The organism is Ensifer adhaerens (assembly GCF_001270265.1).
GTDB lineage: Bacteria > Pseudomonadota > Alphaproteobacteria > Rhizobiales > Rhizobiaceae > Ensifer > Ensifer adhaerens_B.
This window is the reverse complement of the sequence record NZ_LGAP01000009.1, coordinates 131171-143515: the sequence shown is the minus strand read 5'-3', so window position 1 is coordinate 143515 and position 12345 is coordinate 131171. Positions and strand designations below refer to the sequence as shown.

The following is a 12345-nucleotide window of genomic DNA, read 5'->3' as shown; positions in this document are numbered from 1 at the left end:
TGATCTTGTGTGATTGCCGGGCGGGGTACGACGCCAATCAGCACCCGCCGTTGCAGCCTCGCGGCTGCGGCCACCCGTGGCCGGGCAGCCAAAGGCCGGAGGGAAAACCCTCCGGCCAATCTCTTCTAATACGACCGCACACGCCGACTGTCGCGAAAACTACTGTGAATCTTGCAATAGCCAACGACCACCGTCGCGGCTTAACCTCCTCTCAAGAGGAGACACTCATGCGTGCACCCCCCTCCATCACCGACGACGAGCTTCGTGAGGTTTGCCTAGTGGCCGTTTTCCTGCTTGCTCAAGCAAATTGGGTCAACGGCTCCGACGACGACATGTGGCGCGACGTGCTCGACGAGGCCTGTCGGCGCGGCTGGACGGACAGGCGCGTTAAGATCGAAGGCGAATCCTTAAATTAGCGGAGCCTTGCAGAATGCGAAGTGCGCCCTACCATCTTCTCCGGGAGGACACGCCATGCCGAAAATCGCCGGGCCTAAACATCCGAAATCTCTCTCTGATCGCGAACTCCTTTACCAGGAGGCGATAGAAGCCGAATTTCAGTCGGTTGCCGATCGGGCCTACCAGGCCGGATGGTCACGCGAGGAAGTGGCGACGGCGCTGATGGAACTTGCCGACAACAATTTCCTCGCGATGAATTCGAATGCCGAGATGTTCGAGCTTGGCGCCGGCGTTGTGCTGCTCGCGCGGAAACCGCATTAACCCCTCCCCAAGTGGGCGTCGAAGCCTATCTTCGCCGGGTATTAACCGATGTCGCTGATTATCCCATTCTGCGGCCATGGAACCTTGCACCGGAGTTATGACTTGATTGACGTTCTTCTTGAGTTGTTTGGCTACACCACCGCTAGGCTGGTGCTGCCGATCATCACTCTAGGAAAGGTGCGCGTTCAATCAATAACCTCGGCCGAGAGAGGATTTAATTGGCTGGGATTCAAACGCGTCGAGGATGGCTCGCTGATTTGCCACGCTGACATGGCAGGATTCATCGGTGTGATGCTGTGGTTGCTTGTCGCCCTTCTTTTCTTCGTGTCCCCATAACGCTCCCGCAGCAGGACACTTACTCCCGAAATCTCAGTGTTGACTCTCTGCCTCAATGAGAACATTTGTAGAACAGAAGCATTGAGAAGGCCCTGCAGCATGAGTGACGAAGTCGGCGCTACCAAGAGAGCGGAAAGCGGCCTGATTGAGCACCTGTGCGAGCATCCTGGCTGCACGAAGTGGGGGAGCTTCGGCTATGCCCACGGCCGCGCAGCGCCGAACTGGTATTGCTTCGAGCATCGGATCGAATGGCCACCGGCCAAGAGGTCCTAATTTCACCGGCGATGCGGCCGCCAACCTAAAACCTAACAGACGAAAGCTCCGGGGAGGCACCCCGGACGAGGAGAAAGCATGTCCGCCGCTCAGCAAATCACCCACGCCGACGACGTCGGTCAGACGCCTGACGAACTCGCTGCAGCCCTTGCCTGGCACGATGGCGACGCCGAGGCCACGATCCGGACCCTCCTCGCCGACTGCAAACATCTGCGCGAACAGCTCGCACTGGCCGAAATCTCCATGAGCCTTGGTTTTACGCGCGGGTGGAAACCGACCGAGGAACATTTGAAGGATGCCTAGAAACGGTGCCTGGTGGCTGTCTGAGTTCGTTCTGAAAATCCAGGTCGAGTGCAAATGCGGGCTGAAGAAGCAATATGACGCGAAGGCGCTGCTGGAGCGGATCGGCGATGTTCCTATGCCCTCTCTGCTTGGTCGACTTGCGGACGCAAACGGCTGCACAAAGACGAAAAACCCGTTCTATGATCGCTGCCAACTGTCCTACAGCAAGTCCGCAGAGGAGCGATTGCCCTCCCGATCGAACCGGCTGGCAACACGGCACCAGCCGGCCGACCTGAGGAGATCACGTTCGCCAATCTGCCGGAATGGTACGAACTCTTTTGCAGGTGCAAGCACTGTCGCCGTGAAGTGCATCTCAATCGCGGTGACCTGCAGCGTCGCTTCGGCAAGGATCAGTCCATACTCGCACTCGCAGCGAAGATGCGGTGCCAGCGCTGTAAGAACGCCGCTGGAAACACAATCAAGATCGGGAAGCAGAAGCGCTGATCGTTGGTGCACCGGCGTTGACCAGCGTCGGTAACGCGATAGCTCTCGTCACAGGAGGAGCGCGCCATGCGACACCGGCGCGGTATCGACTTGACCGTAGATCGCGAATGCAACGGCCTGGTGCTTGGCAGGATCAACCGTAATGCCTGAGACGCTGTATGTGTAACAAGTACAATATCGAGGTGGTCTACGACGAGCTATGGCGCTAGCAGGCGTCAACACGCCGGAACTCAAAATATTCCCCCGAACATAACTTGACTATCGCCATTGCAATCTCGATCGTCCAAATCGGGGCGATAGGGGGGCGATATGAACGAAAACTACATTCTGGTCGCGAGCATTCTGTGTTTTCTAGTCGGGTTTGCGTTCTGTTGGCCGCCCATCTGGCGTTACCTTGGAAAATCCAAAGTCACCGGCTTCGGTTACTTCCTGGTTTTCATGGGTGTCATTCTCATGACGACATTCAAATGGAGTGAAGTCGTGGTCGAAGCGCAAGGCTACAAGCTGCAGATAGCACAAGCGCAACAACAAATAGCCGAGTTGAACAAGCGGGTTTCGGCGCGGGACGTTGTAATCGCGGACTATCGAAAGGGACTTTCCGAAGTTGCCGGCCAAATCCAAACAACCGGCCAAGCCGATGCATACACTGCTATCTTTCAAAAATGGTCGGACGCGGGGTTACAGGTTACGGCACCCGCATCATCCGGCCAATTGGGCCTCGCTGCCCTAAATGCAGGGTACCGACTAGTTCCGGTCACGGCGGTCGAAGAGCTGGAACGAATTCTTGTGGCAACACCGGAACGATCTGGTTTGGAGCCAAGAAGAGTAACCACCTGCACCACAACGAGCGAAGGAGTGTTGAAGTGCAACTCCGAAGATCAACAGAGATCATCACCCTAACTTCGCTCCAAACCAACGCATGAAAAGCACTTCCGACCCGCGCGGGCCAAGGTACGCGAGTGCCGCGATCATACCTGTCGCCATTGGCTGACCGAGGTTCAGCCAGGTTGCCAATCCTTCACCAACAAATGCCATACCGACCGCGATCGGCATTTCCCACAGCAACTCTTTTCCGAAGAACTTTCGTCGCATCTTTCGCACCTCATTCGTGTGCCACATGAGACGGCCGACAAGCACGGCGATGAGCGTTGTCGCCGCGCCACCGAACCAGGCATTGAGCAATTCAATAAGAGACGTGTATTTTTGCGGCATCTAGCGCCCTTCCCCATGCCTCACGCATTCCACATTCGTCCAAACGCCGCCGGCGCAGAGGCCGACGACAGTCCGGTCTATTTTCCGCTGGTCCGCCGGCGTCGCCCCGCGCGCACCGACCAGGTCAGTTCCGACGACCCGCCGCAGGCCGTCGACATTCGCCGGCGCCGAAGTCCCACAGCTCGTCAGGGCAAGTGTCATAGTCAGCGCGAGCATCGCCCGCGGAATGTGCCGCCGCATTGTTTTGCCTCTCGAATGCGTTGGTGACCGATCGGGCGCCGTCCTCGCGGATCTCAAGGACAACCCAGGTGATGGCGGCGAGCACGAGCGCGCCGCCGAGGATCTTCGGCCAGGGGATCATGCCGGATCGAGGCGATTGCGGATGAAGAGATAAGCGCCACCGGCAAACGACGCGACAATAATGCCGGCGAGTGCCCACTGCAGCGGGCCATTGCCGGTAAAGGCAAAGCCGAGGGTCGAGACGATCCCGGCCGCCCAGCTGAGGTTTTCCTTCGTCACGACTTCCGGCGCCTTCGATGCGGCCGGCTGGGTGTTGGTCGAGACGAACTCGCCCTTGGCCCAGAGCCCGGCCTCCGCCGAGCGCCGGTTGACGAGACCCTTCACCCGCTTGCCGCCGGCATTGACCCACTTCATCAGCTCGGCCGGCACGGCGTCGTAGTCGCCGGCGTTCAGCTTTTTCAGCAGCGTCGATTTGCCGAGCCTGCCGGTGTTGAAATCGAAGGAGACGAGCACCGCGTGCTGGTTGTCCGTCAGCGGCACCTTGACCAGGCGCGAAACCCGCTCTTCGAACTTGGCGAGATCGGCGCGCAGGATCTCTTCTGCCTTTGCCTCGGTGATCACCATGGTCGGTGTCACCGTCGGTGCACCTGCGGCGCTGGTATGGCCGTAGCCAATGGTCCAGATGCCGCCTACGTCTCGATAAGCCTTCGTCTTCAGGCCTTCCCATTGCTTGACGAGCGCAAGGCCCGCCGCGTTGATGCGTCGGTTCATGTTCATGCTGCTTTTCCTTGTTTGGGAGGAGATGGCCGCGCACACTCAGACGAGCTATGAACGGCGCCGCATTGAGTGGCGGATTTCAGTTAGCGCGCCGGGCGCCGAGTACGATCGGATCTTTTTATGGACTACGACGAGGCAGACGAGCGCGACGAACTGGCCATGATCAAAGGGCATCTGAGATCAGGGCTCGCCATGCGTAGGGTCGGAAGAGCACGGCTCCGGCTCGCTCTCCCGGCCTATCGTGAAAAGTTACTGTCGATCCACAGCGTGGCATTCGTCAGTCTCTGCGAGTTCTATGCCGCTTCGGTTTTGATGGTCGACGATCTGCGCAAGGAAGTTCCCGTTCGAGCCGAGTTGTTGGCCGAATACGAAACCATGTGCCGCAACATGGAGGCCGATGCTGTTGCGATGATGAAAGGCGAAAGGAACGCGAGGTGGCGGTAGGCCGTCGCACTGGCGACAGTGCTGGTTACAGATTCGCCGCCAGCAGCATCTCGCGCTCCTCTATGACAGCATCGGAGATGGGCGGTGAGACAGCTGCACTCACCGGCTGGGCAATGCCGAGGCGGGCGCGGATGTTGGCGACATAGTTCGCGTCGTGTCCATCCAGGACCAACAGAGCTTCGTTGAGCATGCTGGCCAGGTTGTCGAGCCCATTGGCGTGCCGCTCATTTTCCTCCTGCAGCAGCATGTTCTGGCGCTTGAGCGAGTTGACGAGTGAGGACATTCTTATGCCTCCATCCAATTGACGCTGACTGCAGACTTGATCGCAGACGCCGTTTCAGCTGCCGCGACCGCCTTTTTCGCGCCGAGCCGCTTGGCTTCGATCCCCGCCGAGACGAGCTGCCACTGCTCAAACATGGCGATGATTTCCGCCGCCTTCTCCGCGACGCTGACGCCATCAAGCGCGGCTTCGGCGACGATATGCGGGATCTCGCTTTCCGACGCCGGCGGATCCACGAGCGCCGCCCGGGCTTCGGTCAGCTTCTGCTGGTACGCCATCGTCTGACCCGATCCAGCGGTGATGAAATTCAGGCGGTAGTTTTCGGCATCGCGATCAATCTTGTTGATCGCGTCGAGACGCATGGCCGGTAGATCGGGCTCGACCGGAGCCGGGTCCCATCCGGCCAGCAGGTTCTGGACGATCGAAGGCACCTCGGGCCACGTCATTGGCGGGTTGTCGACGTAGGCGTCTTCCTGTTTACCGAGTTGCTCGACGATCCTGGCACGTTGCGCGGCCGGCAGCTCGGCGGTCAGTTTACCGGCGACGGTGAACCAGTATTCCCGGCAGCTGAAGAAATCCTGTCGGCCGAGCCACCAAGCGATGGAGGCCATCCAGTATTCGCCCTGGCCGGCCTGAACGCCCTTCAGGAGGGCCTCAATCATTGGGTTATAGCTGTTCTCGATGCTGTACATTGCGGTTCTTCCTTGGGTTTAGGCCGGGATGCCGAAGATGAAGTAACGGATGCCGACGGGCGCATAGGCGCCTGAGGTGCGCCAGTTGCCGGGGCTGTCGGCGCGATTGTAGTAATCGCCGGCATTGCCCGCGAAGGTGTGGAACCGGGCGTTGTTGGCCGTCAGCTCGCAATAGGTGCTTTCCCCTGCGTGGGCTTGGCCGCTGTAGGTGTATTTCAGCCGCTTCACGAACGGCAGGCGCCACAACGCGCTCCACGACATCGGGAGGTTACTTTGCCCGAGGCTCGCACCGTTGCCGGCGCCGTGATGCGTGAGGTATTTCACCATCGGGAACATCCCCGTCCCATCGAACGGAATGTCCGTAATCAGGTCGTTGCCGGCGCCGAAGGCGAAATACCCTTGCGCCAGGATTTGGACTTGCGGACGCCGCGTATCGATGACGATATCAGCCCATGATGGCGGGTCGGCCGCGCCCGGGCGAAGGAGTTGGACGACGTCGACGCCTCCCTCAGTGAACGTCCGCAAGGGTTTGTTGCTTCCACCCGTCGGCGCGCTCGTATCCTCAAGATAGAGCATGAACCGAGCGCGCATCGCCTTTGTCGCGTTGAAACCGATGTTCGTCCCGTCAAACCAATATTCCGCGCCGAAATCGAGAACCTGCGGATTGGACGGATACATGATCGTAGCGCTGTCGTAAAAATGAACGTCCAGCACGACGGTATCCGGGAGGGGAACTCCGGTGTTGTAGTAGCTCACGCCAGCGGGAAGCGCGATATCTGCCGCTGCGATCACCTTCACCGGCATTTTCGAGGGATCGAAAGCCATCTGCTGAGGCGTTGCGGTGTCGACGTTGTAGCCCGGCTTAGCGATCTTCGTCTCGGTTGAGGTGATCTTGATGGTCTTGGTGCCGTTCGGCGCCAGGATCGGAGCGTCATCCGGCGCGACGTTGTTCCCCGGCAAATTCCAGACGATCAATCGCTTGTCGCGCGATCGAAATTTATTGAACACATCAATCGTGTCGTTCGGCGTGACGACGATCGGGGTCCCGTATGAGAAGTTCCCCAGATTGTTGTTGAGAACCATGTTTTCCGCCCAGCCAATTTGGGCGAAATTTCCCACGGCATAGAAGCCGCCCTGACCGTTGTAGTAGGCGCCGTTATCGGTCCAGGCGACCATCTGTTGATTGTAGACGTTGCTTCCGCCGCCCTTCTTCGCCTTCACGTCGAACAGCGGGACGTTGTAGCGGAGCGTCGGGAACGCCGTGTTGCGAAAGCCCCAGAGCGTTCCCTGCGCAATGGTCACGGACATATAGGTAAACGTCGCGGAATTGCTTCCCGGAGGATAGTAGGTGACGCCGCTGCCAGCCTGGAAGGTGTTCACCACCCATATGTCACACAAGCTCGCTTGAATGCCGAACTTGCTGTTGTAGAGGAACTTCCAACGCTCACTATCCGGCGTCGAATAGGGATCGTCGGCATTGTTCTTCATGACCTTGAGTGCACCGCAGCCGGTGTAATCGTTGCCTATTCGAATTCGAGCCATCAGGTGGACACCTCTATGCCGCCGTTGTTGAAGTCCAATAAGAGTTTGCCGTTGATGCTACGGGCGACGCCGGAGAAGTACGCATCGCCGAAGCTCGCCGAGATCGCCGAAAGGCTGGTCACGTTCAATTTGTCGGCGGTGATGGAACCGTCGACGATCAGATTTGCCGCCTTCATCCGCCGCAGGACGATGCGGTCGATGATGAAGTTTTGCGTCACGGTATTGGAACTGTGGTTGTACACCTGCAACGTGGCATAGCGGGCGTTTGCGGGCGCGGTTGCGCGACCCGAGCGAGTTTCGAACCCGTTCCCCACCGGAGCGTTACTCACCATATCTGTGTAGCCGATATAGCCGGTCTTGCTCGCGTCATACCAAAGGATGCGGAAGTACAATCCTGCCGAAGCGGACTGTCCGTTCGTCATGGCCGAAATCTCGCCATAGAGCTGCTCGCCGCCCGTAACGGCGATCGCATAGGCGGCCTGTAGCTCCATGTAGACCGAAGCGTTGACGTTCGTCTTCTGCAGGACCAACGCAAATTGGCCGGTCTGGCTATAGGACGTCGTCATGTGAAGGTTTGTGCCGCCGCTGCCAGCCCAATAAGGCAGGATCACGTTTCCTTCACTCCAATATCCGTTGGCGACGAGGTTCTCATAATCAGTCAGGACGAGGTGCTTTGCAGTGATCGCGTTGGCTGCAATGTTGTTGGCACCGATGGTGTTGGCGGCAATTTTGTCGCCAGTGATCGCGGCCGCTGCGATCTTGATAGCGGTCACCGATCCGGCAGCCAATTCCGTTGCTGTCACCGCGCCGGCCGCAATCTTTCCGGCTGTGATGGCGAGCGCGGCGATCTTGTCGGAGGTGATCGCCCCGGTCAGGACGTGCCCGCCGCTAATCATCGTCGTGCCTGAAGGAGACCACGGCGACGGTTCGGTCTGGTTTGCTGTCGCTTCCCCAAAGAACGCGTTCTTCACCCAGAGGTAACTGTCGCCGCCGGCGGCAGTCCCGGTATGCCGAATGAACACCTCGCAGGACGCAGCGTTTGCGGGCGCTGTGGCGAACAGGTTCAAGCGGTTGTAGTTGGAGAGCAGACTGACCGGGTTTCCGTTTTCCGGGGCGGCGACTGCCGATTGCGCGTAGGCGATATTGTTGCCCGAAGCATCAAACCAGCCAATGTATATCACCCTGCTGGCGCGATGAGAGTAGAGGTAGGCCGAAAACTGGTAGCGTTTGCCGGCCTCCACGGGGTACCGCTTCGACGTTCCCTGACTTAGGTCCCAAGGCGCGATATCGAAGGCATCACCCGCGTTCAGCCGCGCGTGGCGTATCTGAAGTGAACCACCCGAGACACCATAGGTGTCGGTACGCATCTCGTAGGTGAAGTACGAGGGAGCGTTGCTCCAACGCGCTCCCCAAGTTGCCGTACCAGCGAAGAAATCAGAATTCTCGATGTAATTCGCGCCGGTGCCAACAGCCAGCTTGTCCGCCGTAATGGCACCGGCCGCGATTTTGCTCGAAATGATGGCATTCGCCGCGATCTGGTCCGCCGACACTGCCCCGGCGGCAATCTTGCCCGCAACCACGGAGTTCGCGGCCAATTTGTCTGCAGTAATCGCCGAGGCGGCGATCATCGTTGCTGTCAAGCTACCGTCAACGATCAGGTTCGCGGCGTTTGCCCGACGCAGGATGAGGCGATCAAAGATCACGTTCTGCGTCGTGGTTTGGGTCACATGGTTGTAGAGACGCACCCGCCCGAAGGCAGCGTTCGCCGGGACGGTGATCTTTCTCGAATAGGTCACCCAAGCGGCGGTCATGGGGGCGTTCGCCATAATATCCCCGTAACCTACTCCGTCGCTGCCAGGGATAATCGTCTGGTCCGCGTCGAACCAAAGAACGCGATAATACGCACCGGCGCTCGCTGGCGGTCCGTTGGTTTTTATGGTGGTTTCGCCATACAGGATTTCGCCCGCCGTCACGGGGAACAGGGTCGCGGCATTCGAGTCCACAAAGACGGAAACGTTCAAGTCGCCGGCCGGCTTCTGAAGGATGATTGACCGCGTGCCGGAGAGTACCAAGTCGGGATAGGCGGCTTTCGACAGGTAACCAATGACCCCGCCGCCGGCCACGCTGCCCCAATAAGTACCGATTGGGGATATGTCTTCGATGTTGCCGTTAGGGATAAGGTTTTCGAGATCGGCGAGCAGCAGAGTGCGCGCCGTGATCGCGTTCGTCGCGATTTTGTCCGACACAACGGCGTTGGCGACCAGCTTTGGTGTGGTGATCGCATTGTCGGCGATCTTGGTTTCGGTGACGGCATTGGTCGCCAGCTTGGCCGCATCGACCGCAAGGGCGGCGAGCTTGCTGTTTGTGATCAATGCATCCGCCAACTGGTCGGACACGAGCTGCCCGGTGATATCGGCGGCCGCCGTATCCTTCACCCACCGGCCATTGCGATATCGGTAAACTTTGCCGTCTGTCGTGAGGTAGGCTTGCCGACCTTCGCTGTTGCCCGTCGTCGGCAGCGCGCTGACGACCTCCACCGGCTTGATACCCGAGGCGAACTTGGTCGCGTCAACGGCCTCGGCGGCAAGCTTCTGCGCCGTAACGGCCGCATCGGCGAGCTTGCTCGAAATCACCGCCTGCGAGGCGAGAATGTCGCTGGTTACCGCTGCGACCTGAAGCTTCGCGGTCGTCACCGCCTGATTGGCAAGCTTGAGGCTGGTGATCGCCTCATTCATGATCTTGTCTGCGGTGACCGCCGCTTCCGCGATCTTCGCGGCCGTGATCGAGTTGTCGAGCACATTCATGTTGCCGGTCGGAATGGTAGCTGTGACCCAGGGCGTTTCCGTACGGAAACGGTCGGGCGTCGTGGTGATCGTCGCCTTGGCCCGATATACCTTGCCGGACACGACGTTATCGGTCGTCAGCTTCTCGCCACTCTCCGGATCCGTCGAGACATCACTGAAGCGCTGGTCACCGCCAACGACTTCATAGGTGATGTTGACCGAGACGATCGTCGGGTCCGCTGGAGGCGTCCAGGTGAATTTGAGGCACGGCATCTGGCTGCCGCTGGCGCCGGCAATAATGCCCGCCGCGACATTGAACCCCTGCACAACGGAAAGCATTGACGGATTGATCGGAGGCGTCGGCGGGAGGACGATCGGCCCCGGCGCGATGTCGCCATCGTCATAGATATCGGCGCCGGTTTCGGAAAGCTCGAAGCTGAAGCGCAGATCCTCGTTACAATGCCAGTCCGAAATCATCCATGACTTGCCAAGCCAGGTGACCCACTCCCCTTCCACCGCCTTCAAACCGACACGACGACTGACCGGCACGGTCGCCGTGCCGCCCTTGCGGTTCTGGCGGTACCGGACGTTCAGCAGATATTGCGCAATGTCGGCATCGTGAACCTGCAGGAAGTCGATCGAGGTCTGACGCGCGCGTTTGTCGGCCGCGACGTCGGCATTGACGACGATCGGCTTCAAGCTTTCCGGGTTCCACATCGAATCTGGCGAGGTGAACTGACCGGACAGATGATTGTAGAGTTCGAATGCCGATTTGCGCGGCTGGCGCGGCTTCGGCCGATCGGCCGGGATATCCGCATCGGTGATCGTCAGAACCGGGATCTGCGGCGCGCCGACGACGACGCCAGAGAGGCCGCGACGGTTCAAGCCATATCCGGCCATGGCATCGTCAAACGCCTGCAACGCTTCGGTGTGATCCGTCTCGGCGCTGACCCAGAGCGAGCACTGATAGATCGGTTTACCATTGCGTAGCGTGCGGCAATAGTTGATCGCCACGAAATACGACGACAGGTCCAGCTGACCGAGGCTCTTGCCCTCGCCGACCAGCGTGCGACCGGAGAGCAGACCACGAAGGCCGAGCTGGTAGTTGAGACGATGAACAGCCGGGTTCAGCGTATGCACCCAGGTCGAACGATCGTTCAACCGCTGCGGACCATTGCCACCGGCGACGGTAGAGTCCTTGGTCGGGTCGTACTCACGCAGGCCACGCAGCATCCACTCGATATCCGGCCGCCCCTTGCCCGCATCGCGGAAGAACTTCAGGTGGTAGTAACGATAGACGACGACATAGGCCATACCACTGAGACGGCTGGTCGCCTTCCAGGAGTTGCCAAGCGCTGCCGTCTGCGCGACCAGCTGCGCATCGGCGACCTGCCCCGGGCGTCCGTCATAGAAGCGGATATCAATCGAGCTATTGCCGTCGCCATCGATGAAACCTTCAACGCTATAGCGCGCGGCCTCGCCACCAGCGACGGCCTTTGGGACCAGATTGTATTTCTGGCCGTACATATAGATGTAGGGTTCGAGGCCATCACACCAGCCATTGGCCAGGATGAAGACATCGGCATTCATCTTGTTGCCCTTGTCCCACTTGGCATAGTAGGCGCGCTGCCCGCGCGTCTTACCCTTGCCAAACAGCGTCTGCACCGGCACGTCGCCGCCCAGCTGCACCTCGCCCTGAACCGCGGTGAACTTCTGCTTCTTCGGCTTGTTGAGTTTCCCCAGACCCAGCTGGGCGCCAAAAGCCAAGGCTCCGCCGACGAGATTGCCGATTAAGGTCGAGCCGAACAGGGCGCCGAGCCCCGTCGTGATCAACGAGAAAATTGCCATTGAAGGGATTATCCGAGATGGAACGTTGCGATGACGTCGGAAAGGCCGTGGTCAGCACGGCCCCTCTCGGTTTTGGTGATGAAGCGGTGGCCGGCGCAGACACCGACATGTTCGGCGCCATCCGCGAGACGAAGGATGACCAGGTCGAAATACAGTGCCGATGCCCCGCCATCCGGCTTCTGCCCGAGTTCGGTCGACCAGAAATCGACGAGGCTCGAAAAACCGCGCCGACGAAGCGCGATGTGCGCTCCCTTCAAGCTGCGATAGACACCGCGGTACTTCTCGACCAGCGAGGTGCGGTGCAGCGCGTCCGACATGGCGCAGCCGAGGTGGAAGCAATCCGCCGGGCCATAGGCATAGGGGGTCGACAGCTCACGCTCGAGCGTGGCCGATCCGATACGAAACCGTTCCATGG

Annotated in this window: 17 protein-coding genes; 8 read left to right on the top strand and 9 right to left on the bottom strand. The window is 59.5% G+C overall.

The annotated features are described in order from the left end of the window. Positions 1 to 227: 227 nt before the first annotated feature. From AC244_RS16145 to AC244_RS16120, 6 genes are all read left to right on the top strand, one after another. Positions 228 to 416: a hypothetical protein gene (locus AC244_RS16145; protein ID WP_053249827.1), complete on the top strand. Its 189-nt coding sequence runs from the start codon at positions 228 to 230 to the stop codon at positions 414 to 416. Positions 417 to 471: 55 nt separating this feature from the next. Then, on the top strand, positions 472 to 717 hold the full coding sequence (locus AC244_RS16140; RefSeq protein WP_053249826.1) for a hypothetical protein: 246 nt from the start codon (positions 472 to 474) through the stop codon (positions 715 to 717). A gap of 48 nt (positions 718 to 765) precedes the next feature. Continuing rightward, positions 766 to 1053 carry a hypothetical protein gene (locus AC244_RS16135; protein ID WP_053249825.1) on the top strand — a complete coding sequence of 96 codons (288 nt, stop codon included), beginning with the start codon at positions 766 to 768 and terminating at the stop codon, positions 1051 to 1053. 99 nt (positions 1054 to 1152) lie between these two features. After that, positions 1153 to 1326 carry a hypothetical protein gene (locus tag AC244_RS37555; protein ID WP_202596082.1) on the top strand — a complete coding sequence of 58 codons (174 nt, stop codon included), beginning with the start codon at positions 1153 to 1155 and terminating at the stop codon, positions 1324 to 1326. 78 nt (positions 1327 to 1404) lie between these two features. Then, a complete protein-coding gene (locus AC244_RS16130; protein WP_053249824.1) occupies positions 1405 to 1629 on the top strand; it encodes a hypothetical protein in 225 nt (74 codons plus the stop codon). 792 nt (positions 1630 to 2421) lie between these two features. Beyond that, entirely contained in the window at positions 2422 to 3012 is a 591-nt protein-coding gene (locus AC244_RS16120) for a hypothetical protein (protein ID WP_053249822.1), read from the top strand. On the opposite strand, the gene AC244_RS16115 is transcribed toward AC244_RS16120, so the two are convergent. Genes AC244_RS16115 through AC244_RS16105 form a run of 4 tightly spaced genes read right to left on the bottom strand, consistent with a single transcriptional unit; the run spans position 3004 to position 4335 of the window. After that, positions 3004 to 3324 carry a phage holin family protein gene (locus AC244_RS16115; protein ID WP_053249821.1) on the bottom strand — a complete coding sequence of 107 codons (321 nt, stop codon included), beginning with the start codon at positions 3322 to 3324 and terminating at the stop codon, positions 3004 to 3006. The genes AC244_RS16120 and AC244_RS16115 overlap by 9 nt on opposite strands. After that, entirely contained in the window at positions 3325 to 3564 is a 240-nt protein-coding gene (locus AC244_RS38090) for a hypothetical protein (RefSeq protein ID WP_082366871.1), read from the bottom strand. Beyond that, on the bottom strand, positions 3449 to 3685 hold the full coding sequence (locus AC244_RS16110; RefSeq protein ID WP_053249820.1) for a hypothetical protein: 237 nt from the start codon (positions 3683 to 3685) through the stop codon (positions 3449 to 3451). Before AC244_RS16110 ends, AC244_RS38090 begins: the two co-directional genes overlap by 116 nt. Next, complete coding sequence (locus tag AC244_RS16105) at positions 3682 to 4335, bottom strand: lysozyme (RefSeq protein WP_053249886.1); 654 nt, start codon at positions 4333 to 4335, stop codon at positions 3682 to 3684. The genes AC244_RS16110 and AC244_RS16105 overlap by 4 nt, the downstream gene beginning before the upstream one ends. A gap of 126 nt (positions 4336 to 4461) precedes the next feature. On the opposite strand from AC244_RS16105, the gene AC244_RS16100 reads away from it, so the two are divergent. After that, entirely contained in the window at positions 4462 to 4785 is a 324-nt protein-coding gene (locus AC244_RS16100) for a hypothetical protein (RefSeq protein ID WP_053249819.1), read from the top strand. A gap of 25 nt (positions 4786 to 4810) precedes the next feature. Here the strand turns inward: AC244_RS16100 and AC244_RS16095 are convergent, their stop codons facing one another. Genes AC244_RS16095 through AC244_RS38085 form a run of 4 tightly spaced genes read right to left on the bottom strand, consistent with a single transcriptional unit; the run spans position 4811 to position 11396 of the window. Next, complete coding sequence (locus AC244_RS16095; protein WP_053249818.1) at positions 4811 to 5068, bottom strand: hypothetical protein; 258 nt, start codon at positions 5066 to 5068, stop codon at positions 4811 to 4813. 2 nt (positions 5069 to 5070) lie between these two features. Further along, the gene (locus AC244_RS16090) at positions 5071 to 5757 is read right to left on the bottom strand and encodes a hypothetical protein (protein ID WP_053249817.1); all 687 of its coding nucleotides are present in this window, start codon (positions 5755 to 5757) and stop codon (positions 5071 to 5073) included. Positions 5758 to 5775: 18 nt separating this feature from the next. Next, positions 5776 to 7299: a hypothetical protein gene (locus tag AC244_RS16085; RefSeq protein ID WP_053249816.1), complete on the bottom strand. Its 1524-nt coding sequence runs from the start codon at positions 7297 to 7299 to the stop codon at positions 5776 to 5778. Continuing rightward, positions 7299 to 11396 carry a hypothetical protein gene (locus AC244_RS38085; RefSeq protein ID WP_234716949.1) on the bottom strand — a complete coding sequence of 1366 codons (4098 nt, stop codon included), beginning with the start codon at positions 11394 to 11396 and terminating at the stop codon, positions 7299 to 7301. Before AC244_RS38085 ends, AC244_RS16085 begins: the two co-directional genes overlap by 1 nt. On the opposite strand from AC244_RS38085, the gene AC244_RS38080 reads away from it, so the two are divergent. Then, positions 11364 to 11876: a hypothetical protein gene (locus AC244_RS38080; protein ID WP_234716948.1), complete on the top strand. Its 513-nt coding sequence runs from the start codon at positions 11364 to 11366 to the stop codon at positions 11874 to 11876. The two genes, AC244_RS38085 and AC244_RS38080, sit on opposite strands and share 33 nt — an antisense overlap. A gap of 62 nt (positions 11877 to 11938) precedes the next feature. Here AC244_RS38080 and AC244_RS16075 read toward each other — a convergent pair whose 3' ends face one another. Then, positions 11939 to 12343 carry a DUF6950 family protein gene (locus AC244_RS16075; protein WP_053249815.1) on the bottom strand — a complete coding sequence of 135 codons (405 nt, stop codon included), beginning with the start codon at positions 12341 to 12343 and terminating at the stop codon, positions 11939 to 11941. Positions 12344 to 12345 lie beyond the last annotated feature (2 nt).